Raw genomic sequence first — 26,435 nt, 5'->3', positions numbered from 1 at the left:
CCCATGCGTTTAGTATTCACCCTATTTCTTAGCGCTTTTATCGGTATGGTGTCCGTGCAGGCATCTGCTCAGCAGAGCATAGATCTTGAAGCTGTGATGAAAAAAATGGGTCACAGTTACAAGCAGGCGGTTAAAGCCGAAGACCAAGGACAAATGCTTATGGCCTTGGATGAGCTTCAGACCTTGGTAGAGCAGGCTAAGCAGGCTCGCTTTAACAAAGAGCCGGAACAGTCGCTGCAGGGCTTAGACAAGGTACTGGAGCAAATTTCACTGGCGCGCACCCTGGCGAAAAACAATGAGTTGGCCGAAGCCAGTGTGGCCCTCAAAAGCATTGACTCACTGCGTAAAGAGTACCACGAACTGCATGAGCCTCCGGGTTTGTGGCAATTATTGTTTGGTCAATAATATCTAGTTTCCCATTGGTTGCGGTGTTAGTCGCCGCCGCCACAGCCTCCACCGCAGCTTGAGTCACCCCCGAGACTATCGCTCGAGCTCGACGTCGAACCACTGTCACCTGCACATCCCGATGAACAACCTATATGGGCGGCACAATAGCCATCACCATACAGGGGCGACTTTTTATTCTTGCAATCTAAGGCGTAGACAAAGCCATCTTTAATTTTAAGCTGGCTATCAATAGCGAACAGTAGGGGCAACTGCGTGGGTGCCGCTGCGGGCAGGTTGCTTTTGGCGCAGGCCAGACGCCAAGCGCGCCTGATACCATCCTGGGCCACCACCTTGGTTCTCATGGCCTCGCTTGGGGTATGGTGCAAAAAGCGCCCGAGTGCCTTTTTACAAAACTGCTGGTAGTTGCGGGTAAAGAGGATAAATTCATGCCAGGCCACGTCGACCACTTGCGAGGGCATGGCTACCATTTTATTGCGGGCCTGATTACAGATATAAAAGTAATCTCGTAAACCCTGAAGCACTAAGTCTAGATCCTGCTCAGTTAGGTGAGGGTAGGTGTTTTTCACCTTGGCCGCAATCGCGGGTGCAAACTGGTATTGCTCTATATAGACACGCTGTGCTTGCTTTTTGCGGCGATGGTATAAATAGACGCTCAGACCTAAAACGATCAGTGCCGTGATGGATGTCATTATCATTTGCTGTCCCTGCCCATAGGTAATTCTTTTTATTATTCAGCTAACTACGGGTTGCCCTTGGAAGCAAGTTGTTTTTTGGCTAACAACCTTTTTGTAAACACAGGGCAAGGTTTTGCAAGGTAAAGGGCCAGGTGTCTTCATGCTCTTTGCTAAAGCGTTTAAAGTTGATATCGTCCAGGGTGCGCTCTTGTATGGCCTTAATCAGGATGTGATATTGCTCAACATCGGGTTCGAAAATAGCAAGGTTACTATCGGAGATAAAATTACTGCCTTGTCTATGACTGTCGTGCAGCATGATCAGGGCCGCAGCACCTAATAACACATGGCCGCCAACGGACACATCTAAGTGTTCATCGGTGCCCATCTTATCCCAATTTATACCGCCAACCACAGGGAGCACGGGGGCGTTGACGTTTTTTGCAGCTCTGAGGGCGCCACCGGCAATGGGGTCGTTGGCTGCCCAGATTATATTAATGTTTTTGATATGACTGAGTACGCGAATGCTTTTACGATAGCCTTCTTTTTCGGACCAATTGGCTACCTCGTGATACACCAGGTTTACCTCAGGGTGCTGGCGTAAGAAGAGTTCCAAACCCCGTTGGCGACTGAGCGCCGAGTCGGTACTGCGATCGCCATACAAGGCCAGCATGTTCAGTTGCGTATCTTCGCCAAAGCGTGCGGTGGCGCGATCAAACAAGCCGCGCGCCAACTTATAACCCGCCTCGAAATGATTGGGAATGATGTAACCGAGCAGCCAATCTGGCTTGGTAGTGAGTATGTGCTCTTCCGGGGCGTTATAGATAAATAAAATCGGCTTGTCTAATTTGGCATCCGCTTTAATAAGCTTGGTGATGGCTTTTTTTTCATCGACCACTATTACATAGTCGGCGTCGCTTCTGAGCGCGTCATTAAGTTGCGACTTCATTAAAATATGATTGCGATTGGCATAGGTGACCGACAATTGTATATCCAGATCTTCCGCCACCGCTTCCATCGCCAACGTCACGTTACGCCAAAACAGCCCGGTCGAGTTATCAAACTGGTGACCGGGATTCACAAAGCGCACCTTGAGTGGCTGCGTTTCGGACTCGGCGTAAGTTCTCTCACTGATAAGCAGCAAGACGAAGCTGAAAAAAACGAATAAAAGGCGGAAAATTGTCATCACCTCAACACATAGTTAATGTAGGCCTAGTGTATGTGGCGCTCGCGCATCAGTAAAGGAAGGACAGCTAATTTCCGTTTTAGTTTAGCGCTTTAACGATAAATCATACTTTAGCACCAAGGCATCCAGGTATTTGGCACGCAGCGAATGTTGGTATTCATGGCCGGGCGGTTCGATAACCGCCTTAGAAAACTGCTTCATCAAGGGGTGCAGTTGCTGTCTTTGTTCGGCACTTAGAGTGGTGATCGTCATCCCTTCGGTCAGCGTGTCTATACTGTAGCGCAGCGCATCCATCTGGATAATTTCCTCAATCTGCCCCTGGCGGGTTTGGGTTCCGAACTGGCCGCTTAAAAATTGCTGCCACAGATGGGTCAGTCGTTCACCGATATCATCCAGGTAGTCGTCAACCAGGTAAAGTCCTTCGCTTTGCAAATAATTCAGGGCCTGCATCGCGCGCTGGGCAAAAAGATTAAAGGCAACACTGGCCGAGTCAATATTTGCCTTACTTATTTGTCGCCCCCAATCTTGCATGGCGATAGGATAGTACTGCCAAAATACCTGACAGTCATAGATCCCCTGCACCGAGTGACACTGAATACTGTTTTCTAGGCTATAGCTGGCTTGTGGAAAAATGCACAGGTGTTGCCAGTGCTCCAATTGTTCACGGTCGATGCCCAGGTGTTGGCAAAGCTGATCTTCCCGGTAGAAAAACTGTTCCAAATAATCCAAAAGATGCATAGATAAATTAATAACTGTATATTTATACAGTTATCTTGATTCAAAGCTGATTAAGTTGCAAGCCTTAAAATGGAGAAAATTTATCAGGCAATTGGGTCGACCCCCTCGGCATAGGCGTTTGAATATGATTAAATTAGTAAAAATAGCTAGTAAGAGAAGCCAATAGTATGGGAACTATGGAGCAATTAAGACAAGCACGGGTGATCACGGCGATAAAAACCCCGTACAACGACGATGGCGAAATTTGCCTAAAGACCTTTGATACTTTGGTGGAGCGCCAGATTGCCGCAGGTGTTGATGGTATAGTCGTCGGTGGTACCACGGGTGAAGGGCAACTGATGAATTGGGAAGAGCATTTAATGCTGATTGCCCATAGCGTCGCCGCCTTTGCCGAGCGCATCTTGATCATCGGCAACACCGGCAGTAATAATACTCGAGAAGCCATCAAAGCCACCAAGTACGGCTTTGCTACCGGCATGCACGCATCGTTGCAGATCAATCCCTACTATGGCCGCACCTCCGAGCTGGGGCTAGAGGCGCATTTTAAAGGCGTACTGGATATTGGACCGGCCTTTATCTATAACGTCCCAGGACGTACAGGCCAGGACTTAACTCCTGAATTTATCGGCTCATTGGCCCAGCACGACAACTTTATCGGTATGAAGGAGTGTCAGGGTAACGAGCGTATTGCCGCTTATGAGCGCCAAGGCATCGCCTGTTGGTCCGGTAATGACGATGAAGCCCATGACGCGGTGCATCAGCACGGCGCCCATGGTGTGATCTCGGTGGCCACTAACCTGATCCCCGAGCTGTTTTGTGAGCTGCTTAAATCACCCCAGCCGGAACTCAATGCCGAGCTAACGCCGCTGATGAATTGGCTGTTCTGCGAACCTAATCCTATTGCCATTAACACCGCCCTGGCGATGACCGGTGCGGTGAAACCGGTACTGCGTTTGCCTTATGTGCCATTAACACAAAAACAACAAGAGCAGGGTGTTGAACTCATGTCCAAGTTGGACAAAAAACACCTAGTTGGCGAGCAAACAGCGGCTATCATCGCTGAAAATGCGTTTAAATTGTACTAATTGTAGGCTCGTTAACATTTAGTGACTTAACAGCCGGTTAATTGTACCGGCTTTTTTGCTATTTTTTTTACAATCCATTACTATTTGCGCCTTATAGATAAACGGACTTTTGGTGATGAAGTGTGCTGTCGAAAAGTTGGCCGTGTATGTGGCACAGCCAGCCTCAACAGAAAATATTGAGCTTAACGAAATCTTAGATGCGTTAGCGTCAGAGTTTATTGCGCTTGATGTCAGTTGGGTCAAGCCGATTCAGCGCCGCCGTTTAAGTCATTTTGCCAAGATGATCCTCAGTTGTGCCCACCAGGTAAATCCCGAGGCGCAGCCGATGCCGATCATTTTCTCCTCCCGCCATGGCGATTTGCATAAAACGTCGGACTTGTTGGCCCAATTACAAGCGCGAGAACCCTTATCACCCACTCAGTTTGGCTTATCCGTTCACAATGCCGTAGCCGGACTGCTATCAATTCTGACCAATAACAAGGCACCCATTGTCGCCCTGGCCGGCGGTAGTGACAGCATTAACAGCGCCCTGTGCGAGGCCTATATGCAGTTGCAAGACCCGGAGGTAGAGCGGGTGATGGTGATCCATGCCGACCGCGCTTTGCCCGAGCTGTATCAGGAGTTTGCCGATGAGCCACAATTGGACCACTGCGTAGCACTGGTAATGAGCAAGGTCCCCGAGGCCATCAAGGGAGGCACTAGCTTTCGCCTTGAGCAAAGTAATGATGCAGCGAAATTGACTCAGCTGCCGGCACTGCATTTGGCCCAGGCTTTGCTTCAGCAACACAGCACCGAGCTTTGTGGATGGCGATTGCACTATGATTAGCAAGCTGAACTACTGTTGGCGGGTACTTGGCACTGGTTTTTGTTTTGCCCTCTTTGGTCTCGGTGGTATGATCTTAAGCCTGACTATCTTGCCTTTGCAGCGGCTGATATACCGTCAAACCGAGGTGCGTCAGCGTAAGGCTCGAAAACTGGTGCACTACACCTTTCGCTTTTTTGTTGCCGTGATGGATACCTTAGGAGTGATAGGTTTTCATGTACATAACCGCGACGCCTTTAAAAATCTGCGTGGGCAACTGATCCTTGCCAATCATCCAAGCTTAATTGATGTGGTGGTGCTGATTGCCGCTGTGCCCAGAGCAGATTGTGTGGTTAAGGCGCATCTGTTTAAAAACCCTTTTATGCGCGGCGTGATCCAAAGTACCGGTTATATCAGCAATGATGATCCCGAAGGCTTGCTGGTGGATTGTTGTCGCTCTTTGGCCGCGGGCAATAATTTGATTATTTTCCCCGAGGGAACCCGCTCGGATCGGGGCTCACTGCAAAAGTTTAAACGCGGGGCTGCCAATATCGCCTTGCGCTGTGGTTTGCCAGCGGCCTCGGTGATCACCTCGGTGCTGATCACCATGAAGCCGTCCACCCTAACCAAGGGCACGCCCTGGTATAAGGTGGCGCCGAAGAAAGCGCATTTTTCAATGCATATTGCCGCCGAGCAACCGCAGCCCTGGCAGGGCCATGACCATGAACCCATGAGCATGCAATCGCGGGGCTTGACCAAACACTTAGAAACTTATTTTCATAATCAAGTAGCGAATTTATGAGTGATTTAAAACTAGAACTAAAACAACTGATTATTACCAGCTTGGATCTGGAAGACATCGAAGTCGCAGACATAGACGACAGTGAGCCCTTGTTCATTGACGGCCTTGGCCTAGATAGTATCGATGCGCTGGAATTGGGTCTGGCCATTAAAAAGGCATTCGATGTGAAAATCGATGCCAACTCAGAACAAACGAAAGCCCACTTTGCATCTATCAATGCATTGGCTGAGTTTATTGAACAATCGCGCAACAACGCTTAATAGTGGAATAGAAGATGAAAACTGCTGCTGAAATTTATGACGTATTACGTGGCATTTTAGAGAACGACTTTGAAATTGACGCCGACGACATCAGTATGGATGCCAACCTATACGAAGAGCTGGATTTAGACAGTATCGACGCCGTTGATTTGGTTGTGAAACTAAGAGAAATCACCGGTAAGAAAATCGAGCCTGAGGCCTTTAAACAGGTGCGTACCGTATCCGACGTAGTAAAAGAAGTCGAACAACTCGTTAATTAATGATGCTTAAAGGCATAGTGAATGCGCTGATCTCCCTGTGCCTCTTGGCCTATCCGGTATTGGTATACCTGGGGTTAAGCCAGGGGTATGAGCAACAGGTGGCCTGGCTATTGGCCCTGTTGTTAGGAGGGCGAGCGCTGCTGGCGCTGCGTCACAAGGCAATCGGCAACTGGTTATTACCTATCTCTGCCGTCGGCTTACTGCTGGTGTTGATGGCGCTGATGCGTGGCTCATCCCTGTGGTTGCAACTCTACCCGGTGATGGTAAACCTGATCATGGCCATCACCTTTACCCTGAGTTTGCTGCAAAAGCAGAGCATGGTGGAGCGTTTTGCCCGTTTGCAAGAGCCGCAACTCAGTGCGCAAGGCGTCCGTTATACCCGCAAGGTCACCATGATCTGGAGCGCCTTTTTTGTGCTCAACGGGCTCGCCGCGTCTTACACGGTCTGGCTTGGTGATGTGGCTTTGTGGACCTGGTATAACGGCTTTATCGCCTATGTGCTTATCGGTATCTTGGCCGCCAGCGAGTGGACATATCGCCTGTGGTTAAAAAGGCAGGGCAAGCTTGTATAAATTAAAACATCTCCTTGGCGAACACATGGCCAGTCGCAGTGGCTGTGCGTTTGGTCGCGAGCAATTTCTTGCTTTAGTCGAGGACTTATATCGCCGTTATGCGTCCCTTGAAGCCGGCTCCTCGGTGTTGCTGCATCACAGCGATAGCATAGAATTTGCTGCACGCCTGCTGGCCTTAGCGCAATTGCCGGTGGATATTGTTTTACCACCAAACGCTCAACCACAAACACTACGTGACCTGCAAAAGATCACCCGCTTCTATGCCGGTGAGTTGGAGGCGGATTGCCCGCCAGGCTTTACCTGTGTGGACGCCTTTGATCCAGATTCCACATTGGCCAGCGATTTACATTGGCCCAGCAGTGCACAGGGCGCAGGCAGATTAGTGTTCTTTACCTCAGGTTCCAGCGGTCCCGCCAAGGCAATTTATAAACGCTGGGATGCCATTAACTGCGAACTAGAGACTCTAGAGCAGACTTTTAACGGTACTGAGCAGCAGTCGCTGTCATTTATTGCCATGGTCTCGCACCAGCATATTTATGGGCTCTTATTTAAACTGCTGTGGCCGCTGCGTTATGGGCATTTTTTTGAAGCCAGCAGTTACCAATACCCGGAGCACTTAGTTAAACGACTTGGTGCTCATCAGCGTTGGCTGGTGGTGGCCTCGCCAGCACAGTTATCCCGGCTTGTGGATGACAATGTCTTGGTGGCAAAGCGCACCCAGATAGAGCGAATTTTTTCCTCCGGCGGACCCTTGGCGGACTCCGATGCCATTACCTTGGCCGAACAGCTCCACCAGGGGATCGTGCAAGTTTACGGCAGCACCGAAACCGGCGGCATAGGCTATCGCAGTGTGCTTTCAACGGCAGCAACGCCCTGGCAGCCTTTTACTGGGGTAAGCCTAAGCGAAGAGCTGGGCCGATTAGTACTACAGTCTCCCTTGATTGATGAAGCAACCCGGCTTTTGGATGACAAGGGCCAGGTATTGAGTGACGGGCAGTTTTTATTACTTGGGCGCGCCGACAGAACCGTGAAGGTAGCGGAAAAGCGAGTCGATCTGGTTGGTATGGAAGCGCGCTTGCGCCAGCACCCCATGGTGCGCGCCTGTGCGCTGCTGCAACTGCCATCGGGACGTTTGGGGGCCTTGGTGGCGCTCAGCAAGGCAAGTGAGTTGCAGACTCCCAGCAGGGAAGTCACGGTGCAGTTAAAGGCCTGGCTGGGGCAGGAGTTTGAAGCCGTGTGTGTGCCTCGTAAATGGCGTTATTTTGAGCAGCTGCCGTACAACAGCCAGGGCAAGCTGATTTATTCGCAATTGGAGCAATATTTTGTCTGATCTAGTGATAACCGAACCGCAGATCCGTGCCATTGAGCAAACGGACGATCAGGTTTCGCTGACCTTGTATTTACAGCCGGAGCTGGATTATTTTCGTGGCCATTTCCCCGGTGCACCTATTCTGGCTGGCGTCGTGCAGCTTGATTGGGCAGTGCAGTATGCCCGTCAACACTTCGGTATGGAAGGCGACATAGCCGATATCGAAGTGCTGAAATTTCAGGTGGTGATGACTCCCGAGCTGGAAGTGACCCTGCAGTTGGTAAAGAAAAATAACGACAAGGTGCTCTTTAGCTATCACTCTGAAAAAGGCCAGCATGCCAGTGGCCGCCTGGTGTTTGCGAGTTAACCATGAACCTCTGTATCGTCATCCCCAACTACAACCATACCCATGCCATTGACCAGGTGTTGGCCCAATTGTGTGGCGCCGGTTACAACATAGTCATGGTCGATGATGGCAGTCACGGCGAAGCGCAAAGCTATTTCGATGAGCTGGCACCCCGTTACCCGCAGCTGACGCTGCTGCGTCATCAGGTTAACCAAGGCAAGGGCGGGGCGGTGCAAACCGGTCTGCGCTGGGCATATGAAAACGGTTACAGCCATGCCTTGCAGGTTGATGCCGATGGCCAACACTGCATCGCCGATATCGACCGTCTGGTGGAATGCGCGCGGAAAAACCCGGAGGCCATTATCAGTGGTCGTCCCCTGTATGACGAGTCGGTGCCTAAGCATAGATATTTGAGTCGCTATATCACCCATGTTTGGGTGTGGATAGAAACCCTGAGTTTGTCTATTAAAGATTCCATGTGCGGCTTTCGGGTTTACCCTTTAACGCCCTGTATGGCGCTCTTTGAGCGCTGTGAGCTGGGTAAGCGCATGGATTTCGATATCGAGATCATGGTGCGCATGTATTGGCGTGGCACGCCCTCTCTCTTCGTCGATACCAAGGTGATTTACCCCGAAGACGGGGTGTCGCATTTTCAGCCCCTGGCCGATAACGTCAAAATAAGCTGGCTGCACACCCGTTTGTTTTTCGGCATGTTAGTGCGCCTGCCTAAATTGCTGTGGCGTAAGTTCAGTGGCCAAAGGTAAGCGGCGCAGCATGAGTGGGCAACATTGGTCAAAAACCCAAGAGCGCGGCAGCTATCTAGGCATGCAGTTTTTACTTGGCGTATATAAGCTCTTTGGTCGGCGAGTACTCTGGCTGTTTATGTTTGTGGTGGTGTTTTATTTTTATGTCAGCGGCACCAAAGCGCGCCAAGCCTCCATCGATTACTGGCGACGCTTACACCGTTTTGATCCCAGTCAACCCAAACCCAGCTTTGGCACTGGCTTAAAACATTTTTGTACCTTTGCCGACAGCGCCTTTGATAAGATTGATGCCTGGCTTGGGCGCATTACGCCGGCGCAATTGCGTTATCAAAATCAACATCTTTTTGATGATCTGGTGGCCCGTCGCCAAGGCGCCATTTTTATCGGCTCACATTTGGGTAACCTGGAAGTATGCCGGGCCTTGGGCATGCGTCATCAAAACTGTGTGATCAATGTGCTGGTGTTTACCGAGCACGCGGTGGAGTTTAATCGCACCTTGGGGCGTATTAACCCCAATGTCAGCGTCAACCTTATCCAGGTCAGTGATATGGGCCCGGATCTGGCGATTTTACTTAAAAGCAAGGTCGAGCAGGGTGAGTTTGTGGTGATTGTAGGCGATCGCACCAGCACCAGTGCGGTAGGCCGGGTGCACTATGCGTCCTTCCTTGGGGAGCCGGCGCCTTTCGCGCAGGGGCCTTTTATTCTTGCGGCACTGCTGGAGTGCCCAATATACTGGCTTTTTTGTACCCGAAGTGATGATGGATTTGACGTCCATTTTAGTCATTACAGCGAAGCATTATCCTTGCCGCGTAAAACCCGGCAGCAGGCCCTGGTTCAGGTAATAGATGATTACGCCCAGGAGTTGCAGCGAGTGGCGCTGCAATACCCTTATCAATGGTTTAATTTTTACGATTTTTGGCAACGCGACGAAGACAGCGTCCGCCACGAGGAGAAGTAGTTCGTGTCTAGTATTCAATCCATCGAGTTTGGCGCCGCGCCGCTGCGCATTGAAGATATCGTTGCCTTTGCCCGCACCGATACTGTAGCGCACATTAGTAATGACGAGGCATTGGCACGCAAAATTGACTCGGCGGTGGCCTTTTTAGATGAACTGCTTGAAAAAGAAGGGGTGATTTACGGCGTTACCACCGGCTACGGCGACTCTGTGACCGTGGGCATTCCCCTTGAGTTAGTGCAAGAGCTGCCTTTGCATCTCACCCGTTTTCACGGCTGTGGTATGGGCGCACATTTCTCTCATGCCGAGTCGCGTGCCATTTTGGCAACCCGATTGACCTCGCTCACTCAGGGGTATTCCGGCGTAAGCTGGGAATTGTTGCACCTGCTGCGCGATATGCTGAATCACAAAATTCTGCCCTTGATCCCGCAAGAGGGTTCGGTGGGCGCCAGTGGCGACCTGACACCGCTTTCTTACGTGGCCGGTGCCTTGGTGGGTGAGCGCGATGTGTATTTTCAGGGGGAGGTGATGGCCGCCAAAGACGCCTTTGCCAAGGTGGGCCTGAAACCCATCACATTGCGCCCAAAAGAAGGCCTGGCAATCATGAATGGCACCGCGGTGATGACCGCCATCGCCTGTTTGGCCTTTGACCGCGCCAATTATCTGCATAAGCTGGCGACCCGCATTACCGCCTTAAGTTCATTGGCGCTCAAGGGCAACAGCCATCACTTCGATGAAATCTTATTCTCGGTGAAACCGCACAGCGGACAGCAGCAGGTAGCGGCTTGGATCCGCGATGACCTGAATCATCATAGTCACCCCCGCAACGCCGAGCGTTTGCAGGACCGTTATTCGATCCGCTGTGCGCCCCATGTCATTGGTGTGTTGGCGGACTCCTTGCCCTGGTTGCGTCAGTTTATCGAGAACGAGCTGAACTCAGCCAATGATAACCCCATTATTGATGGCGAGGGCGAGCATGTATTGCATGGCGGTCATTTTTACGGCGGTCATATCGCCATGGCCATGGACAGCATGAAAACCGCGGTGGCGAACCTGGCCGACCTGGCCGACAGACAAATTGCCTCCTTGGTGGACACCAAGTACAACAATGGTCTGCCCAGCAACCTCAGCGATGCCCATGACGACCGCAAGTACATCAACCATGGCTTTAAAGCGGTGCAGATCGGGGCTTCGTCCTTTACCGCCGAAGCCTTGAAACTGACCATGCCCGCCAGTGTATTTTCCCGCTCCACCGAATGCCATAACCAGGACAAGGTGAGCATGGGCACCATCGCCGCCCGCGATTGCATGAGAGTGCTGCAACTGACCGAGCAGGTGCTGGCCTGCACCCTGTTGGCGGCGGTACAAGGGCTGCGCATTCGTATTGCCCGCGGTGAGGTCGATGAACAAGGGTTAAGCACAAATATTCGCGCCATGTATAGCGATGTTTGTCGCTATTTTGATAACCTAACAGAGGACAGACCACTGGAGCAGACCCTGCGCACCACGGTGGATTACATAGTGCAGCAACGTTGGGACCTGTATGAATAATAAAAATGCCTTGCTGGTTAGCTCAGTTGAAATAGAGATCCCATTTCACGATTGCGATCCTATGAATATCGTTTGGCATGGAAACTATGCCCGCTACCTCGAAGTGGCGCGCTGCGAGCTGTTGCGTCAATTCGATTATGACTATTTGCAAATGCGTGAGTCGGGCTATGCATGGCCCATCGTCGATATGCGCATTAAATACATAGACTCGGCGCTGTTCACCCAGCGTATACGTGTCGAGGCTTACCTTAAAGAATACGAACAACGCTTAAAAATCGACTATGTGATCTTCGACGCTGCAACCAATAAGCGCTTGACTAAAGCCTATACGGTGCAGGTCGCTGTTGCGCAAGAAAGTGGTGAAATGCAATATGTGTCGCCGCCGATTTTAATGCAAAAACTGGCCAAGGTATTGTGATGAAGAAATTGATAGTCGGCCTTTGCTTGAGCCTTGCAGCCCTGGTAAGCGCTTGTGTAGCCGCGTCTGCAGGTGCGACTGCAAGTGCAAGTGCGGAAAAGGCAAAGCAGCCGGAACAAGGTCGCTTTAGCCAGGCTAAAATCTTTGCCGGTTTTAATCAGCCCTTTATCAGTCAGGGTGAATTTACTCTAAGTAGCGAGCAGCTGTTATGGCATACCCTGACGCCAATCGATTCGCTGTTGAAAATCGATGGTGATGGCGTGTTTGAGCGCCAAGCGGATGGTCAATTTCGCCGGCAAGGCCAGGCCGGGCCCTATAGCCGCTTGTTGCAAGCCCTGTTGGCACAAGATCAACAGCAGCTGACGCAATTCTTTACCAGCAGCGAGGCCGAGTTACCGGCATCCCTGTTAGAGAAGGACTATTCATGTCAGCAACTTACTCCTATCACACAAGAGCTGCAAAGCTTGTTTAGCCGCTTTATTAGCTGTGCTGATGGTGATACACGGGTGCGCTTTATCGGCTTGTATGAACACAGCGGCACGGCCACAGAAATCACCCTTAGCTTTGAGCCCGGTGTAAGCCCAGAGTAGTTATGAAACACTGGCTGACACGCGCCTTAATTCTGACGGTAATGCCCCTGTTATTGGTGGGCAGTCTCGCCGTGCTGTGGCAACTTAAACCCATCGCCATAAAAAGCGATATGCTGGCCTTGCTTACACCCATTGCCGATGCGCAAAGCGGCGATAAGGAAGCGCTAGATAAGGCCCAGAACTTTTATCTTGCCCAACAACAGTTGCTCGGTGAGCAGCAAAAGCGCCTGGTGTTTTCGCTGCAAGGCGCCAACAGTGAGCAGGCCTATCGGGATCTAGCCCAGGGTTTGGCGCATGCAGGCCTTAAGGTACAAGGGCAACAGCCGCAGCTAACGCAAATCATCGACTTCTACGCGCCGTATCGCGGCGCCCTGATGAGCCAGGAATATGCCCAGGCCATTGGCGAACCGGCCAAGTTTAATCAGTATTTTCAGCGCCAGTTGGCGCAAACTGCCTCGCCCTGGTTAAGTCAGAGTCTAAGCCAAGACATGTCCTTGGCGACCTATAGCTTTGTGAGTACGCTTAGTAACGAGCAAGCCCTCGCCCTGGTGGATGGAAAGTTACAAGGTCGCGATGAGCAAGGTGAGCCGGTGTGGATCCTGCTGGCGCAAACGAACGAAAGCGTCAGTAGCATCGCTGCCACCGAGCGTACCGTCTCGGCCATTGATGCGCTACTGAATCAGTTGCGACAGGATCACCCTCAGGTGCAAATCAGCCATTCCGGTTTACTGTTCCACAACGCTGAAAATGCCACTCAGGCCAAATGGGAGATGAACCGCTTTGGCCTTGCCAGCATAGTCTTGTTATCCATGTTTGTTTTTCTGTCTTTACGTGGCGTCTGGCCCTTGTGGGTAAGTATGCTGACGGTCAGTACTGCCATACTCAGTGGTCTCTTGGCGTTGTTATTGCTGCGTCCTGAAATACATCTCCTGACTCTGGTTTTTGCCACCACCTTGATTGGGGTCGCCATAGACTACGCGTTTCATGCCCTGGTTGATAAAGCGGCGCACAAGGGGCGATATTCTCGCGCTCTTAAACGTGGCTTGCTGTTGGCACTGTGTTCAACCGCCATTGGCTATTTGTGTTTTCTCAGCGCCCCCTTGGTGTTGTTGCAAGATGTGGCCATCTTTGTCGTTGCGGGCTTGATAGGTGCCTGGGTGTTTACCCGTTTCTGCCTGGCTCCGGTGGCCATGACCCTAAGTTTTCGGGCCCCGGTGGTATCGAGCGCCGAGCGTGCTCTGCAATGGCAAGGTCAAGCTCGTCGCCACAGTGGCAAGGTCTACCTGGGCCTGGCGGTGCTTTGTGTGCTGCTAAGTGGGTGGCGTATGCCTGAGACTAATGATTCCATTGCCAGCTTTAATGCCAGCAGCGCCGAGCTGATGGCTGCCCAAGCTCAGCACCAGATATACTTACAAGGCTCTGAGCCAGTGCAGCGTTTGCTGCTAAAGGGCCAGGACGTGCAGCAACTGCTTCGGCGTGAAGAGCAGGTAAGCGCTTGGCTGCGGCAGCTAGGCGCCCACACTCAAGGCCTCAGCAGTGCTTTGCCTAGTTTGGCGCGTCAGCAAGAAAATGCTCAGGCCTATAACCGAGCTGTGGCAGCCGGGGTATTTGCACCGCTGCAAGCCTTTAGCGGTAAGGTCATAGCACCGACGACGATTGATTTGCTGGATTATGATGCTTTCGCGATGAGCCCTCTGAGGGCTGCTTTTGCCGAGCTGGTGCACCTTGATGGCGAGGTCTATTCCCTGCTCAACGTCAGCGGCGTCAGCGCGGCGCAACTGCAAGCCATAGGCGCCGAACACGATTATGTGGCGATTGTCGATGTGCCGGGGCAGCTCAGTGCCATGCTGGCGCATTTTCATCGTGGAATTCACCTTGCCTTATTCTTGGCGGCAGTGGCCATTGTGCTGATTTTCGTATTTAGCTTCGGCTGGCGTCATGGCCTTAAAATGGCGGCCTGGTTGGCCTTATCCACGGCGCTGATTGTCAGTCTCATAGCTCAGTTCAGTGCCATATCGGTGTTTCATACCTTAGGGCTGATTTTGGTGCTGGCACTGGCGGTGGATTACTTTATATTCTATCGCCAAGGTGGCCATAGCGCTCATACCCTGGTAGCCATCAGTTTGTCGGCGCTGTCGTCGCTGGCGGTTTTTGCCATGCTGATTTTTTCCAAAACGCCTGCAATAAGCCAATTTGGTGGTGCCGTCTTACTGGGGTTGCTGGTGGTTTACTTTTTGGCACCTTTAAGTATCGAGAATAATAATGACAAACAATGATTATACAGTGGATGTAGTGGTGATCGGTGCAGGCCCCTCGGGCGCCTTGGCCAGCGCCTTGTTGCAGCAATTGGGTTGGCAGGTCAGGGTTTTGGAAGGACAGCATTTCCCGCGGTTTTCCATAGGTGAGAGCCTGTTACCTCAGTGTATGCAGTTTCTTGCTGAAGCTGGCATGGATAAGCTAGTGGACGAGTACGCCGAGAAGCTGGCATTTCAATATAAAAATGGCGCCGCCTTCCATTATCGTGGTACCGACACCGAAATCGACTTTACCGATAAATTCAGCCCTGGGCGCGGCACCACTTATCAGGTCAAACGTGCCGACTTCGATAAGTTGCTGGCCGATGCGGCCGCCGCCAAAGGGGTAGATATCTGTTATGGCCATAGGGTGCAGGCCATAGAAGAAAATAGTGAAGGCATGGTGCTAACGGTGAGCAAGGGCGAGGAGCAGTATTGTTTGCAGAGCCGTTTTGTCCTCGATGCAAGTGGTTTTGGTCGGGTATTGCCACGTTTATTGGATTTGGATAAGCCCTCAAGTTTACCGCCGCGCAGTGCCTACTTTTGTCATGTTAAAGACGGCATCAAGGCCCCGCGCTTTGACCGTAATAAAATCCTTATTAGCGTGCACCCCGAGCACAGAGATATCTGGTATTGGTTGATCCCTTTTGCCGATGGCACCGCAAGTTTGGGGGTGGTGGGTGAGCCTCATCATTTTGACTCGTCCCTCAGTAATTCCGAAAACCTCTGGGATAAGGTCAAGGCCGAGCCGAATCTAGCCGAGTTGTTGGCCGATGCCGAAGCCGTTAACCCGGTGCAAACTCTGGGCGGCTATTCCGCCGATGTGTCCAGCCTATACGGTAAACACTATGCCTTGCTGGGCAATGCCGGAGAGTTTTTAGACCCGGTATTTTCATCCGGGGTGACCATAGCCCTGAAATCCGCCTCCCTCGTGGCCCCCGTGGTTGATGCACACCTGCGTGGTGAGCAAGCGGACTTTGAGGGCCAGTTTGCAACACCCTTAAAGCAGGGGGTGGAATGCTTTAAAACCTTCGTTAATGCCTGGTATGACACCCGTTTTCAGGACGTGATTTTTTATCCCGAGCAAAGCGATGAGGTGCGTCGCATGATCAGTGCCATCCTCGCAGGATATGCCTGGGATGCGAACAACCCCTATGTGCTGCAAAGCGAGCGTCGATTAAATGTGTTAGCGCAATTGTGCCAGATGGAGCCTTGTTAATGCCTTGGTTATTCATGCTGCTGTTACTGCTTAGTGGTTGTGCCAGCCATCCAAAGATCGGGCAGGATGCAGGATTCGGTGCGGTAATGTTAACTCCCGAGGTGGGCTTGGCACTGAGCGCTCCGCCCGCTGAGTTGCATAATAGCCAATGGCAAAAACGTATGTATGTGACCAAGGCGCGAACCCAGCAGGCACTGCTGAGTCAATTGGCCATTGATAACGACGGCGAGCTGCGCCTAGCGTTAATGAGTGCCGCCGGTTTACCTGTGTTTACCTTAAGTTACCGCGTCGAACAAGGTGTGGTGGCCCAGCGTTTTATCGCCGCCGAGGACTTAGACCCAAGTTATATTCTGGCCGATATTCAACTGGTGCATTGGCCTATAGCGCAGTTAAACAATCAGTTACAAGGGGCGCAATTGCACCAGTATCGCCAAGATGGGGAGCTTATCCGCGAGCTACGCCAAAATGGCATGACCTTGCTGGATATACGTTATTCCGATGACGCCGTCATATTGAACAATAAAATTCATCACTATGAGATCCGCTTTGAAGAGGTGAGGCCATGAGCGCATGGTTAAATGATTTAGGCATAGTCAGTGCCTTGGGCGTAGATAAGGCGGAGCACTTACAGGCCTTTTGTGGCCTTGAACAAACGCCGTTAACTCAGGGCAGTGGTCTACATTATGGTGTGCAAGAGAGCGACCAGCATGGTGAGCCTGCTATCCAGCAAGACCCTTATGTGGGCTTGGTGCGTGCAATTCCTTTGAGTGAAAAACAACGAAACAACCGACTGCTTGATCTGGCCCTGGCACAACTGACGCCGACGTTGCAGCGCATGCGAGCTCGATATAACCCGGCGCGTATTGCCGTGGTGGTAGGCACCAGCACCGCGGATATTTACGACGGCGAGCGGGCCCGCGAACATAAAGCGCATACCGGCTGCTGGCCCGAGGGTTATCATTATAACCAGCAAGCCCTCGATGCTCCCGCCGTTTATATCAAGGAAAAACTGGGCTTAGAAGGGATTGCCTACAGTATCTCCACCGCGTGTAGCTCCAGCGCGAAGGCCCTGAGCAGTGCCAAAGGACTGTTGGCTGCCGGTTTAGCCGATGCGGTGATTTGCGGGGGGGCAGACAGTCTATGTCAGTTGACCATCAATGGCTTTAGTGCCTTGGCCTCGACCAGTCATGGATTGTGCCAGCCCTTTGGAGCCGAGCGCGATGGCATCAATATAGGCGAGGGGGCAGCGCTCTTTGTGATGAGTCGCGAGCGCGACTTGGGTGAGAGTCACTGTGCTCTGTTGGGGAGCGGTGCCAGCTCGGATGCACACCATATGTCGGCGCCCGAGCCCAATGGTCATGGCGCCATTGAAGCTATGCGCCAGGCTTTAGCGAACGCTAAGCTGAGTCCAAATCAGATAGACTATCTTAACGCCCATGGCACGGCGACGCCGAAAAATGATGAAATGGAAGCCAAGGCCATCGCCGAGCTGTTTGCCGACCCCGTGCCGGTAAGCTCGACTAAGCATTTAACCGGACACACCCTGGGCGCCGCCGGCGCCATCGAGGCGGGCCTTTGCTGGTTGCTTATTGAACAGCAGCGTTTAGGTGCAGAAGTATTGCCGTCGGCAACGCAGGCGGGACTGCCTTTACCCTGGCACCAGGGCTATGAGCTTGACGCCAACTTGGCACCCATCCAAGTATTACAACAACCCATAACGAAAACCCCAAAAATCTGTATGAGTAATTCCTTTGCCTTTGGTGGCAATAATGCCAGTTTAATTATCGGAGAAGTCGATGCCTGATATTGCCATGACCGAGCTTATCGCTCACCGTCCACCCATGGTGCTGATCGACTCCCTGGTATCGTTTGACGATAACAGTGCCCACTGTCAGGTACGCATTCGCGAAAATAGCCCCTTCTATGACGCCGAACAGGGCGCGGTGCCAAGTTATATTGGCAGTGAGTACATGGCGCAGGCCATCGCCGCCTACGCCGGGGCTCATGACCTAGATCAGAGTCGAGATATTAAAATCGGCTTTCTCCTCGGTAGTCGCAAAATTCGCTGTCATAAACCGCGCTTTGACCATGGTATGCTGTTGGATATTTTGGTCGAAAAGGTGATTCAAGACGAGTCCGGATTAAGCGTGTTCGCTTGCCGCATTGAGCACCAGGGCGACTGCTTGGTCGAAGCCAAAATTAATGTGTTTCAACCCGCCGACCCAATGAAATTTATAAAGGAAAATCAATGAATAGACGTATTTTAGTCACAGGCTCAAGCCGTGGGATCGGCAAGGCCGTTGCGTTGCAACTAGCAGAGCAAGGGTTTGATATTACTTTGCATTGCCGCTCGCAGGTGGCTCTGGCCGAGCAGGTGGCCGAGCAAATTAAGGCCTTGGGCAGAACGGTCAATATTCTGGTTTTCGATGTGACCGACAGAGCCGAGGCCAAGCAAGCGATTGAAGAGGATATCGCCGCCAACGGCGCCTATTACGGCGTAGTGTGTAATGCCGGCGTGACGAGAGATACCGCATTCCCGGCGATGACGGACGAGGAATGGGACACCGTCATAAGCACGGGTCTTGATGGTTTCTATAACGTGGTACGCCCTCTGGTTATGCCCATGGTTAGTGCGCGCAAGGGAGGGCGTATCATTACTCTGGCCTCTGTGTCTGGCATCGCCGGAAATCGTGGTCAGGTCAATTACAGTGCCGCCAAGGCAGGTATTATAGGTGCCACCAAGGCGTTATCGCTGGAATTGGCGAAGCGTAAAATCACGGTGAACTGCGTGGCTCCCGGGTTAATCGAAACCGAGATGACCGCCGAGCTCGATACCAAGATGTTGCTTGAGCACGTGCCGATGCGACGCATGGGCAGTGTTGATGAAGTTGCCGCGACGGTGGCCTTTTTAGCTTCTGATCAGGCGGGTTACATTACCCGTCAGGTTATTTCCGTTAATGGTGGATTAGTATAATGAAACGCGTGGTGATTACGGGCATGTCGTGTATTACGGCATTGGGCGATGATTGGCAAAGCTTTCGTGGTGCGCTGGAGCGTGGCGAAAATGCCGTGCAGACGATGGAGCAATGGGGTGATATCAGCGACCTCAATACCAAGCTGGCGGCGCCGGTCACCCATTTTGAGCGCCCCAGCCATTATAAGCGGAAAATGGTGCGCTCCATGGGCCGCGTGGCCCTAATGGCAACCGTAGCCACCGAGCGCGCCTTGCAGCAGGCTCAGTTACTGGAACACCCGGCGCTTACCAATGGCGATACCGGCATAGCCTATGGTTCATCCACCGGCTCGACGCCGCCGCTCATTGCCTTTGCCGATATGATGAAGTCGGGGCAAATGAATGGTGTAACCGCTACCAGCTATATTCAGATGATGGCACACACGGCGCCGGTGAATATCGGCGTGTTTTTTGGTCTTAAGGGTCGGGTGATCACCACCAGCTCCGCCTGCACCTCCGGCTCTCAGGGTATAGGTTATGCTTATGAAGCGATCAAATACGGTCGTCAGAAGGTGATGGTGGCCGGCGGTGCCGAAGAACTGTGTGTCACCGAGGCGGCGGTATTCGACACCCTGTATGCCACCAGTTGCAATAATGACAATCCCAAAGCAACGCCGCGCCCTTTCGACAGCAAACGCGACGGTTTGGTCATAGGTGAGGGAGCCGGAACCTTAATCCTCGAGGAATACGAGCACGCTAAAGCGCGCGGGGCCACCATCTTGGCGGAAATCGTGGGTTTCGGTTGTAACTCTGACGGTCAGCATGTTACTCAGCCCACCAGCGACACCATGCAGGTTGCCATTGAAATGGCACTGCAAGACGCCGAACTCAGTGCCGATGACATTGGCTATGTAAACGCCCATGGTACTTCCACGGATCGCGGCGATATTGCCGAGTCTCACGCCACCTTTAATGCCTTGGGTGCCAAGCCGATCAGCTCATTAAAAAGCTACCTTGGCCATACCCTCGGCGCCTGTGGGGCGATAGAGGCCTGGGCCTGCATAGAAATGATGCGTGATGGCTGGTTTGCGCCCACCATTAATCTCGACACGGTAGATGAACAGTGTGCGCCACTGCATTACCTGACAGAAGGCAAAGAAATACATTGTGATTATGTGATGAGCAATAACTTTGCTTTCGGCGGTATTAACACCTCTTTGATCTTTAAACGGGCCTAAGCAATGAACAAGGCAATGGTGTTATGCGTGTTACTCTTACTGTGTCCGGCGGTGAAGGCCGCCAGCGAGCTTGAGTTGGGGGCGGGCATTTTTACTACCTCCTTACCCCATTATCTTGGCTCCAGTGAGCATAACAACTACACCTTGCCTTTGCCCTATGTGCGCTATCGCAGCGAGCGCATGTGTGTCGACCGCAACAGTGCGGTGGGCTACCTTTGGCAAAATGACAATTGGCACCTGGATGTGTCGGCCACGGCCAGCTTGGCGGTGGACAGCAAGGACAACCAGGCTCGCTCAGGCATGGACGACCTGGACTGGGTATTTGAATTGGGTCCAGCCTTAGATTATTATTTCGCCGGGCAGCCGCGTAGTAGTAACTCCCTCAAAAGTGGTCTGTTTGTGCGTAAGGCACTGGCCACCGACTTCTCTTCCATTGATGATATCGGCTTTCGTATGGGCCCTTATATGCAATGGCAGCAGTTAGTTTGGCAAAAGGCAGAGCAGACGGTGAGTGTTACCGCCCGTGGTGCCGTTAACTTTGCCACCAGTCAGTATGTCGATTATTTTTACGGCGTAGGCGCGCAGCAGGCAACGGCTGGACGCGGTGAATACGACCCTAAATCCGGTTACAGTGGCAGTGAGCTGTCCCTTGGGGTTAACTACGATAGCAAGCGCTGGTGGGTCGGTGGCTTTGTAAAATATTACCGCATCAAGGACGCGGTCTGGCGCGACAGCCCCCTGGTTGAGCGACACCATAATCTTGCCTTTGGCATCGGCCTGGCATGGAAGTTTTATAATGTAGAGGGAAATTAAGGATGAAAACATCACTGTTTTTAGCGCTGGGATTGGCGCTGACGGCGAATACGGCCCTGGCTCGTGACGATATCGGTCACTACAATATTGCCGAGCTACTGGAAACCACTAAGGCCAAAAATGCGCTTCTGGATGTGCCGTTGTATTTTGGCAATCAGGCATACGGCAAGGTGCAGGAAACCTATGGTGAGGTGACCACCAACCAAAAAACCAATGCCTTTAACAAGTCTGACAAGGAAGCCTGTCAATGGGTGATGCTGAGTGCCCTTAAGGCCTTGCAGGAGCGTGCCAAGCGCGAGGGCATGAATGCGGTGGTGAATATTCAGTCGTACTACAAAAAGCGCGAATTTGTCAGTGAAACCGAATTTGAATGTGGTGCCGGCTTTCTGATCGCCGGTGTTGCCCTAAAAGGCACCCTAGTTAAACGCTAAGCGCTTGTAATACGTATCCTTGTTGCACTATTGCCCCTGAAAAAGGTAGCTTTTTCGTTTGCCTTTGTTAACATGAGGTAAATTTTTGCTAAGGCAAATGAAAGTAGTACCAATAAGGACGTTTATGGCGCGTTATGCTCGTTTTTCATTTTTTGCATGTGCGGCCGCAACTCTCTGCAGTGCAGCGGCGCATGCTTATCCCCCAGCACAACACTATGCCTTGGTTCAGGCTCAGGACGAAATCCAGCTTGATGGCCAGTTAAACGAAGAGGTGTGGCAGCGCGCCACGCAAATTGACGTTAATACCCAAAACGAACCACTCGAGCGGGCGCCTTCTCCGGTGCAAACCACCGCTTACCTGTTTGAAGATGGTCGTTATCTGTATCTCGGCATCGATGCCAAAGACCCCAACCCAAGGGCCATTCGTGGCGCCCTGCGCGACAGGGATGAATTATGGCAGGATGACAATGTCGGCATTGTCATCGACAGCCTGAATGATGAGCGCAATGCCTTTGAGTTTTTTGTAAATGCCTATGGCGCTCAGGGAGACATACTCTCTACCGATTTCGATACCTGGATAACAGATCCTAGCTGGGATGCCACCTGGTATAGCGGCGCACACATCTATGAAGGCGGTTACAGTGTGGAGATGAAGATCCCGCTGACCGTATTAAACCTTCCAGAAACGGACGAAGAGATCACCTGGGGCATTTCCATCGCCCGCAACTATCCTCGCGATGTTATGTACCGTATCTCCAACGTGGGCTTTGATCTGGATATCAAGTGTAGCTTTTGCCAGTTTGATAAGCTGACCGGTCTGTCCGAGCGCCATGAACAGCGAGATCTATCCGTTGCCCCTTATGTCAGTGCTAAACGCAGCGATAGCAAGGATCCTGTTCCGGGTCCTTGGCAACAAGGTGATACCGAGGTCGAAGTCGGTGCCGATCTACGTTGGCGCGTCAATGATGAGACCTTGCTTAACGCCACCATTAACCCTGACTTCTCACAAGTGGAAGCCGATGCCGTACAACTGGACGTTAACACCAATTATTCCTTGTACTATGCGGAAAAACGGCCGTTTTTCCTTGATGGCTCCTCGTTTTTTCGCACCAATCAGTTAGAGCTTTTGTATAGCCGTACCATAGCCGAGCCGGACTACGGCATTAAGTTAAGTGGTAAAAACGGCGCCCATACCTATGCCGGGCTGGTCACCGATGACAATAATGCCTCGGTGCTGTTGCCAGGTAATCAGGGCTCTTCGTTGGCACAGTTAGAGGACGATGTTACCAATACCGTCGCCCGTTATCGCTATGATTTGGGTCAGCGCAGTGGCCTTGGGGTGATGTTGACCCACCGTCAGGGGGGGGACTATCACAACACCGTAGGGGCGCTCGACGGCACCTACGGACTCAATGCCAGTGACTCCATCAATTACGCCATTGCTTATGCGGACACCGAAAACAGTGCCCAGTTCGCCAGTGGCTGGCAAGTGGATGAACAACAATCCGGCACCGCCGTCAGTCTGGCAGTACAACGACTCAAGCGAGACTATGAGTTGCGAGCCCAGTACGAGCAAATCAGCGAAGATTTCCGCGCCGATATGGGCTATCAGCCTAAGGCCGACTATCGCGAGGTGGAACTCGGTGGCGGCCAAATTTGGTATGGCCAGGAACAGGATTGGCTGAGTAAGTGGGGTTATGACCTTGAGTGGCAGAAGGCCTACGATCTCGATGGTGAATTACTGGAGCAGCAATACCAGGGTTATGTCTATGGCGAAGGGCCCTGGATGTCGAGTTTTGAGCTGGGCATGTGGCACAGTGACGAGTTGTATTACGGCGAGTACTTTTTACAAAACAACGGATATGTGGTGCTTTCCGTGCGCCCCTTGCAGGACTTAACCTATCAGTTCTATGGCGACTATGGCTCGCGTATCGACTACAGTAACGCGCGTCTAGGCGAGGGCAGCGACATTGAAAACACCCTTACCTGGGACGCCAATCAGCATTTACAACTGCAGTTAAGTTATAACTACAGCACCTTAGAGGTGGACAACGAGCGGGTGTTCACTGCCGATCAGTGGGATGTGCGTCTTTATTACAAGTTTAATATTCGCAGCATGCTGAAACTGATCTGGCAACACGAAGACGTTGATCGTAATCAGCAAGCCTATTTATACCGTCAGGTTCATCAACGTAACCGTAATTTTGGTTCGCAACTGGTGTACTCCTATACCATCAACCCGCAGTCGGTGTTTTACCTTGGCTATTCCGATAGCGGTTATCAAAATGATGATCTCGACAGCCTTACCCGCAATGAGCGTACCTTCTTTACCAAGATCAGTTATGCATGGCAATTGTAGGCCCGGCCTCTTTATCGTCTAGACTAAAATGAATATCGTCGCCGCGCTTGTTGGCGACCTCATTCATGCGCGTTAGCATGCGATTAATGCGGGCCCGCTCGTAGGGGTTGTCAATACAGTGCTCGGCGTCATAAACGGTGGCTTGCACATAGCGGTATAACGCCTGGGTATATTCCTTGTTGTAATCACAGACAAAAAGAATATTCTTCAACGCCTCAATCAGGTTAACCAGTACCGTGGTGTCATTGCAGCCATAGTGGCGGATAGGGTCGAAGTTTTCTTCCAACAATGACGCCAGACTGGGCTCATAAAACCATAACAGCGGTGATTGTTGCTGTTCGGTATTGAGCAGGGTGTAGTTGTGATCCGCGACATGTAAGCGAGCGATAGTAAGGATACTGAGCATATCTATGGCCTTGACCGCAGTGCCTGGGTCGTTAATGCCCGGGCTCAGAGCCTTAATCGCAATTTCGGCGATTTGCCGCAGACCATAGCTGTAATGATCGCCAATATACTCCTCAATATAAAACACGCTGCATTTATGAATTTGTTCGCAGAGCTCTTCATCTGCGCTAATGTCTCTGTCCAGCGCCAGGTAGGGAAAGCCCTCTACACAGAAAAAGCCGGGCTCCACTTCCGCTACCATACGCAGTTCGTGTTGGGCCAACAGCTTGCATAGTTGATGAGTATGCACGCCCTTAAAATAGCCAGCCCGTGGACTTTTGAGGCGATACCAATCGCTGTAATCTGGCACCGCCGCAGCAATTCTCGGGTCTTGATAGGCGATCAGGTTTTGCAACTGCTTATTGGTTTGCGCAAACAAGGTATTCAACACGCTGTCGACCTGGATGGAGCGAGAGATGGAATGGATAAAGAATACAAAGAGCACCAGATTGTAAATGCCAATGGCCAAAGCGAAAAAGGTGCCCAGAGCCGGAGTTTGCAAGGTCTCCCCCTTGGTGTGGATATTCATCAGGGTAAGCAGGGTAAAAACGATGCTGCCCAGATACATACCGAGCACATATTGGTGCGCCTTATTACTGATTAGCCCTGGTAACACCCGCGGCGACAGGGTGGCGGCGGCATTGTTTAACACCACCATGACCATGGAAAAGCTAAACACGGTGAGCGAGATCAAGCCGCCGGCGAGTATGCTGAGCAGGGTTTTGGCGGTATCGACATCGGTGACAAAGAGCACCGGCCAGGCCTGCTTTATGCGCATTACCCAGCTTTGGTATTCTATATTGGCCAGTACCATGGCGAACAACATAAAGAGGGTAATAATAATCGCTGGGTAGAAGCCAATGCTGCTGACCATAGCGCGGTATTGATCTGCTATTTTCCGGGGTGTGCGCATGAATACCTCATTATTCTATGTTGTTGTCAGCGAGCTACTCGTTAAAATAGAGCACTATACTGCCCCCTTCGAGGGCGCTGCCATGATGATAGTTTAGGCCAATACCAATGTTTTCCAGCCACGAAGACCAGGTACTGGTATCGAGTAAGACACCCACGCCATATTCATAAAAATGATTCGTAGCAAACGAGCTGGCGCTGTCACCACCTAGATCGACGCGATGGGCCTTAATATAGATGGCTTGAGTAAACTCGCCTATATGCGCGGTGTCGAAGCGCGCCTTAATGCCATTTTGGTAACGCCAGCCCTCTGGCCTGATTTTACCCAAGGCCGAAGGCTCCACCAGAGTGGTGCCGTAGTAATAACTATAACTGGTTTTATATTCATAGTAGCCCCAATGGCGAGGTAGGCGGTACATCATCTCTACATGCGGGCTGGCGACAAGGGCGTTGGCGCTGATGTTAACCACGCTGCCATCAAGGGAGGGCGCCAATACCTGCCTGCTGAGCTGAGAGTTATAGTCGTAGTCGTTGTAATAACGAAAACCCTGCAGGCGAGCGCCAAAACCGAACCACCATTTAGAGCTGATTGGCCGCTCAAATATCCAGTTGGCGCCAAACCCATAAATGCTTTCTTCGAAGCTATCGGCGCTCTCTTGGTTAAAAAGATTTAGGCTGTTTTTTTGATCTATGTAGCTACCTTGCAGATGCAACTCACTGTTATATTTACTGAATATTTCCGGGCTGGTGGTCTTGATACCAAACGGGACGTTAAACACATTGAGGTCCTGGCGTAGCTCATTGCCACCCTGCGGCTCATCATCAAACAGCGCCGCCGGACTGCTGAAATGGCCATAACCTAGGCTCACGGACTCGCCATTGGTAAGCACCATGGCGGTGGCAAAGTTTTGCTCCAGTAGCTTAGCTGCACCAGCGATGCTGTAACAAGGCAGGCAAACCAGGGTGATAAGGAAGAAAATACGCACAAGAGTAATTAATAACTAATTGAATAATAAACACTATAGCAGCTAACAAAAAGCCGGCAACATGGCCGG

Annotated in this window: 29 protein-coding genes; 24 read left to right on the top strand and 5 right to left on the bottom strand. The window is 51.7% G+C overall.

What is annotated here, in order from left to right:
* Nucleotides 1–3 precede the first annotated feature (3 nt).
* Nucleotides 4–405 (top strand): cytochrome b562, encoded by a 402-nt coding sequence (locus C2M29_RS06885; RefSeq protein WP_233998372.1) that lies wholly within the window; start codon nt 4–6, stop codon nt 403–405.
* A 26-nt stretch (nt 406–431) separates the two neighbouring features.
* On the opposite strand, the gene C2M29_RS06880 is transcribed toward C2M29_RS06885, so the two are convergent.
* From C2M29_RS06880 to C2M29_RS06870, 3 genes are all read right to left on the bottom strand, one after another.
* On the bottom strand, nt 432–1,103 hold the full coding sequence (locus C2M29_RS06880) for a glycine-rich domain-containing protein (protein WP_199774866.1): 672 nt from the start codon (nt 1,101–1,103) through the stop codon (nt 432–434).
* A 79-nt stretch (nt 1,104–1,182) separates the two neighbouring features.
* A complete protein-coding gene (locus tag C2M29_RS06875) occupies nt 1,183–2,160 on the bottom strand; it encodes a substrate-binding domain-containing protein (RefSeq protein WP_158684659.1) in 978 nt (325 codons plus the stop codon).
* Between the two features lie 189 nt (nt 2,161–2,349).
* Nucleotides 2,350–3,003, bottom strand: coding sequence for a DUF6058 family natural product biosynthesis protein (locus C2M29_RS06870; RefSeq protein WP_105189049.1), 654 nt, complete (start codon nt 3,001–3,003; stop codon nt 2,350–2,352).
* Between the two features lie 167 nt (nt 3,004–3,170).
* Between C2M29_RS06870 and dapA the strand changes: the two genes are divergently transcribed.
* From dapA to C2M29_RS06755, 23 genes are all read left to right on the top strand, one after another.
* Complete coding sequence (gene dapA, locus C2M29_RS06865; protein ID WP_105189048.1) at nt 3,171–4,088, top strand: 4-hydroxy-tetrahydrodipicolinate synthase; 918 nt, start codon at nt 3,171–3,173, stop codon at nt 4,086–4,088.
* Nucleotides 4,089–4,203: 115 nt separating this feature from the next.
* Complete coding sequence (locus C2M29_RS06860) at nt 4,204–4,914, top strand: beta-ketoacyl synthase chain length factor (protein WP_105189047.1); 711 nt, start codon at nt 4,204–4,206, stop codon at nt 4,912–4,914.
* Nucleotides 4,907–5,692 (top strand): lysophospholipid acyltransferase family protein, encoded by a 786-nt coding sequence (locus C2M29_RS06855; RefSeq protein ID WP_105189046.1) that lies wholly within the window; start codon nt 4,907–4,909, stop codon nt 5,690–5,692. The genes C2M29_RS06860 and C2M29_RS06855 overlap by 8 nt, the downstream gene beginning before the upstream one ends.
* Nucleotides 5,689–5,952: a phosphopantetheine-binding protein gene (locus C2M29_RS06850; RefSeq protein ID WP_105189045.1), complete on the top strand. Its 264-nt coding sequence runs from the start codon at nt 5,689–5,691 to the stop codon at nt 5,950–5,952. Before C2M29_RS06855 ends, C2M29_RS06850 begins: the two co-directional genes overlap by 4 nt.
* Nucleotides 5,953–5,966: 14 nt before the next feature.
* The gene (locus C2M29_RS06845) at nt 5,967–6,212 is read left to right on the top strand and encodes an acyl carrier protein (protein WP_105189044.1); all 246 of its coding nucleotides are present in this window, start codon (nt 5,967–5,969) and stop codon (nt 6,210–6,212) included.
* Nucleotides 6,212–6,784 carry a hypothetical protein gene (locus tag C2M29_RS06840; protein WP_105189043.1) on the top strand — a complete coding sequence of 191 codons (573 nt, stop codon included), beginning with the start codon at nt 6,212–6,214 and terminating at the stop codon, nt 6,782–6,784. The genes C2M29_RS06845 and C2M29_RS06840 overlap by 1 nt, the downstream gene beginning before the upstream one ends.
* Nucleotides 6,777–8,114, top strand: a complete 1,338-nt coding sequence (locus C2M29_RS06835) for an AMP-binding protein (protein ID WP_158684658.1) — start codon at nt 6,777–6,779, stop codon at nt 8,112–8,114. Before C2M29_RS06840 ends, C2M29_RS06835 begins: the two co-directional genes overlap by 8 nt.
* Nucleotides 8,107–8,460: an ApeI family dehydratase gene (locus tag C2M29_RS06830; RefSeq protein WP_105189041.1), complete on the top strand. Its 354-nt coding sequence runs from the start codon at nt 8,107–8,109 to the stop codon at nt 8,458–8,460. Before C2M29_RS06835 ends, C2M29_RS06830 begins: the two co-directional genes overlap by 8 nt.
* 2 nt (nt 8,461–8,462) lie before the next feature.
* The gene (locus tag C2M29_RS06825; protein WP_105189040.1) at nt 8,463–9,203 is read left to right on the top strand and encodes a glycosyltransferase family 2 protein; all 741 of its coding nucleotides are present in this window, start codon (nt 8,463–8,465) and stop codon (nt 9,201–9,203) included.
* A 10-nt stretch (nt 9,204–9,213) separates the two neighbouring features.
* Nucleotides 9,214–10,161 carry an LpxL/LpxP family acyltransferase gene (locus C2M29_RS06820; protein WP_105189328.1) on the top strand — a complete coding sequence of 316 codons (948 nt, stop codon included), beginning with the start codon at nt 9,214–9,216 and terminating at the stop codon, nt 10,159–10,161.
* A 3-nt stretch (nt 10,162–10,164) separates the two neighbouring features.
* On the top strand, nt 10,165–11,709 hold the full coding sequence (locus C2M29_RS06815) for an HAL/PAL/TAL family ammonia-lyase (RefSeq protein ID WP_105189039.1): 1,545 nt from the start codon (nt 10,165–10,167) through the stop codon (nt 11,707–11,709).
* The gene (locus tag C2M29_RS06810) at nt 11,702–12,127 is read left to right on the top strand and encodes an acyl-CoA thioesterase (protein WP_105189038.1); all 426 of its coding nucleotides are present in this window, start codon (nt 11,702–11,704) and stop codon (nt 12,125–12,127) included. The genes C2M29_RS06815 and C2M29_RS06810 overlap by 8 nt, the downstream gene beginning before the upstream one ends.
* Nucleotides 12,127–12,717 carry a LolA family protein gene (locus C2M29_RS06805; RefSeq protein ID WP_105189037.1) on the top strand — a complete coding sequence of 197 codons (591 nt, stop codon included), beginning with the start codon at nt 12,127–12,129 and terminating at the stop codon, nt 12,715–12,717. The genes C2M29_RS06810 and C2M29_RS06805 overlap by 1 nt, the downstream gene beginning before the upstream one ends.
* A 2-nt stretch (nt 12,718–12,719) precedes the next feature.
* Nucleotides 12,720–14,993, top strand: a complete 2,274-nt coding sequence (locus C2M29_RS06800; RefSeq protein ID WP_105189036.1) for an MMPL family transporter — start codon at nt 12,720–12,722, stop codon at nt 14,991–14,993.
* Nucleotides 14,980–16,230 (top strand): NAD(P)/FAD-dependent oxidoreductase, encoded by a 1,251-nt coding sequence (locus C2M29_RS06795; RefSeq protein ID WP_105189035.1) that lies wholly within the window; start codon nt 14,980–14,982, stop codon nt 16,228–16,230. The genes C2M29_RS06800 and C2M29_RS06795 overlap by 14 nt, the downstream gene beginning before the upstream one ends.
* Nucleotides 16,230–16,796, top strand: a complete 567-nt coding sequence (locus tag C2M29_RS06790; protein ID WP_105189034.1) for a DUF3261 domain-containing protein — start codon at nt 16,230–16,232, stop codon at nt 16,794–16,796. Before C2M29_RS06795 ends, C2M29_RS06790 begins: the two co-directional genes overlap by 1 nt.
* Nucleotides 16,793–18,034: a beta-ketoacyl-ACP synthase gene (locus tag C2M29_RS06785; protein ID WP_105189033.1), complete on the top strand. Its 1,242-nt coding sequence runs from the start codon at nt 16,793–16,795 to the stop codon at nt 18,032–18,034. Before C2M29_RS06790 ends, C2M29_RS06785 begins: the two co-directional genes overlap by 4 nt.
* Nucleotides 18,027–18,482 carry an ApeP family dehydratase gene (locus tag C2M29_RS06780; protein ID WP_105189032.1) on the top strand — a complete coding sequence of 152 codons (456 nt, stop codon included), beginning with the start codon at nt 18,027–18,029 and terminating at the stop codon, nt 18,480–18,482. The genes C2M29_RS06785 and C2M29_RS06780 overlap by 8 nt, the downstream gene beginning before the upstream one ends.
* A complete protein-coding gene (gene fabG / locus C2M29_RS06775) occupies nt 18,479–19,204 on the top strand; it encodes a 3-oxoacyl-ACP reductase FabG (RefSeq protein WP_105189031.1) in 726 nt (241 codons plus the stop codon). Before C2M29_RS06780 ends, fabG begins: the two co-directional genes overlap by 4 nt.
* Nucleotides 19,204–20,421: a beta-ketoacyl-ACP synthase gene (locus C2M29_RS06770; protein WP_105189030.1), complete on the top strand. Its 1,218-nt coding sequence runs from the start codon at nt 19,204–19,206 to the stop codon at nt 20,419–20,421. The genes fabG and C2M29_RS06770 overlap by 1 nt, the downstream gene beginning before the upstream one ends.
* Before the next feature lie 3 nt (nt 20,422–20,424).
* The gene (locus C2M29_RS06765; protein WP_105189029.1) at nt 20,425–21,234 is read left to right on the top strand and encodes a MipA/OmpV family protein; all 810 of its coding nucleotides are present in this window, start codon (nt 20,425–20,427) and stop codon (nt 21,232–21,234) included.
* 2 nt (nt 21,235–21,236) lie between these two features.
* Entirely contained in the window at nt 21,237–21,665 is a 429-nt protein-coding gene (locus C2M29_RS06760) for an excinuclease ABC subunit A (protein ID WP_105189028.1), read from the top strand.
* 124 nt (nt 21,666–21,789) lie between these two features.
* Complete coding sequence (locus C2M29_RS06755) at nt 21,790–24,024, top strand: carbohydrate binding family 9 domain-containing protein (protein ID WP_105189027.1); 2,235 nt, start codon at nt 21,790–21,792, stop codon at nt 24,022–24,024.
* Here the strand turns inward: C2M29_RS06755 and C2M29_RS06750 are convergent.
* Both C2M29_RS06750 and C2M29_RS06745 read right to left on the bottom strand, forming a co-directional pair.
* Entirely contained in the window at nt 24,002–25,381 is a 1,380-nt protein-coding gene (locus C2M29_RS06750; protein ID WP_105189026.1) for a DUF2254 domain-containing protein, read from the bottom strand. The genes C2M29_RS06755 and C2M29_RS06750 overlap by 23 nt on opposite strands.
* Before the next feature lie 34 nt (nt 25,382–25,415).
* The gene (locus tag C2M29_RS06745) at nt 25,416–26,366 is read right to left on the bottom strand and encodes a Solitary outer membrane autotransporter beta-barrel domain (protein WP_105189025.1); all 951 of its coding nucleotides are present in this window, start codon (nt 26,364–26,366) and stop codon (nt 25,416–25,418) included.
* Nucleotides 26,367–26,435 lie beyond the last annotated feature (69 nt).

It is taken from the genome of Pseudoalteromonas sp. T1lg48 (genome assembly GCF_002964785.1).
Lineage (GTDB): Bacteria > Pseudomonadota > Gammaproteobacteria > Enterobacterales > Alteromonadaceae > Pseudoalteromonas.
The sequence above is the reverse complement of the archived record's forward strand: the minus strand, read 5'-3'. Positions and strand labels throughout refer to the sequence as shown.

What these genes read in the sequence shown, in the direction of transcription:
- C2M29_RS06820 (WP_105189328.1), top strand. Translation starts at nt 9,214, where the DNA reads ATGAGTGGGCAACATTGGTCAAAAACCCAAGAGCGCGGCAGCTATCTA.
- C2M29_RS06780 (WP_105189032.1), top strand. Translation starts at nt 18,027, where the DNA reads ATGCCTGATATTGCCATGACCGAGCTTATCGCTCACCGTCCACCCATG.
- C2M29_RS06790 (WP_105189034.1), top strand. Translation starts at nt 16,230, where the DNA reads ATGCCTTGGTTATTCATGCTGCTGTTACTGCTTAGTGGTTGTGCCAGC.
- C2M29_RS06840 (WP_105189043.1), top strand. Translation starts at nt 6,212, where the DNA reads ATGATGCTTAAAGGCATAGTGAATGCGCTGATCTCCCTGTGCCTCTTG.
- C2M29_RS06785 (WP_105189033.1), top strand. Translation starts at nt 16,793, where the DNA reads ATGAGCGCATGGTTAAATGATTTAGGCATAGTCAGTGCCTTGGGCGTA.
- C2M29_RS06850 (WP_105189045.1), top strand. Translation starts at nt 5,689, where the DNA reads ATGAGTGATTTAAAACTAGAACTAAAACAACTGATTATTACCAGCTTG.
- C2M29_RS06795 (WP_105189035.1), top strand. Translation starts at nt 14,980, where the DNA reads ATGACAAACAATGATTATACAGTGGATGTAGTGGTGATCGGTGCAGGC.
- C2M29_RS06810 (WP_105189038.1), top strand. Translation starts at nt 11,702, where the DNA reads ATGAATAATAAAAATGCCTTGCTGGTTAGCTCAGTTGAAATAGAGATC.
- C2M29_RS06860 (WP_105189047.1), top strand. Translation starts at nt 4,204, where the DNA reads ATGAAGTGTGCTGTCGAAAAGTTGGCCGTGTATGTGGCACAGCCAGCC.
- C2M29_RS06885 (WP_233998372.1), top strand. Translation starts at nt 4, where the DNA reads ATGCGTTTAGTATTCACCCTATTTCTTAGCGCTTTTATCGGTATGGTG.
- fabG (WP_105189031.1), top strand. Translation starts at nt 18,479, where the DNA reads ATGAATAGACGTATTTTAGTCACAGGCTCAAGCCGTGGGATCGGCAAG.
- C2M29_RS06770 (WP_105189030.1), top strand. Translation starts at nt 19,204, where the DNA reads ATGAAACGCGTGGTGATTACGGGCATGTCGTGTATTACGGCATTGGGC.
- C2M29_RS06855 (WP_105189046.1), top strand. Translation starts at nt 4,907, where the DNA reads ATGATTAGCAAGCTGAACTACTGTTGGCGGGTACTTGGCACTGGTTTT.
- dapA (WP_105189048.1), top strand. Translation starts at nt 3,171, where the DNA reads ATGGGAACTATGGAGCAATTAAGACAAGCACGGGTGATCACGGCGATA.
- C2M29_RS06765 (WP_105189029.1), top strand. Translation starts at nt 20,425, where the DNA reads ATGAACAAGGCAATGGTGTTATGCGTGTTACTCTTACTGTGTCCGGCG.
- C2M29_RS06870 (WP_105189049.1), bottom strand. Translation starts at nt 3,003, where the DNA reads ATGCATCTTTTGGATTATTTGGAACAGTTTTTCTACCGGGAAGATCAG.
- C2M29_RS06825 (WP_105189040.1), top strand. Translation starts at nt 8,463, where the DNA reads ATGAACCTCTGTATCGTCATCCCCAACTACAACCATACCCATGCCATT.
- C2M29_RS06755 (WP_105189027.1), top strand. Translation starts at nt 21,790, where the DNA reads ATGGCGCGTTATGCTCGTTTTTCATTTTTTGCATGTGCGGCCGCAACT.
- C2M29_RS06750 (WP_105189026.1), bottom strand. Translation starts at nt 25,381, where the DNA reads ATGCGCACACCCCGGAAAATAGCAGATCAATACCGCGCTATGGTCAGC.
- C2M29_RS06880 (WP_199774866.1), bottom strand. Translation starts at nt 1,103, where the DNA reads ATGATAATGACATCCATCACGGCACTGATCGTTTTAGGTCTGAGCGTC.
- C2M29_RS06845 (WP_105189044.1), top strand. Translation starts at nt 5,967, where the DNA reads ATGAAAACTGCTGCTGAAATTTATGACGTATTACGTGGCATTTTAGAG.
- C2M29_RS06800 (WP_105189036.1), top strand. Translation starts at nt 12,720, where the DNA reads ATGAAACACTGGCTGACACGCGCCTTAATTCTGACGGTAATGCCCCTG.
- C2M29_RS06805 (WP_105189037.1), top strand. Translation starts at nt 12,127, where the DNA reads ATGAAGAAATTGATAGTCGGCCTTTGCTTGAGCCTTGCAGCCCTGGTA.
- C2M29_RS06760 (WP_105189028.1), top strand. Translation starts at nt 21,237, where the DNA reads ATGAAAACATCACTGTTTTTAGCGCTGGGATTGGCGCTGACGGCGAAT.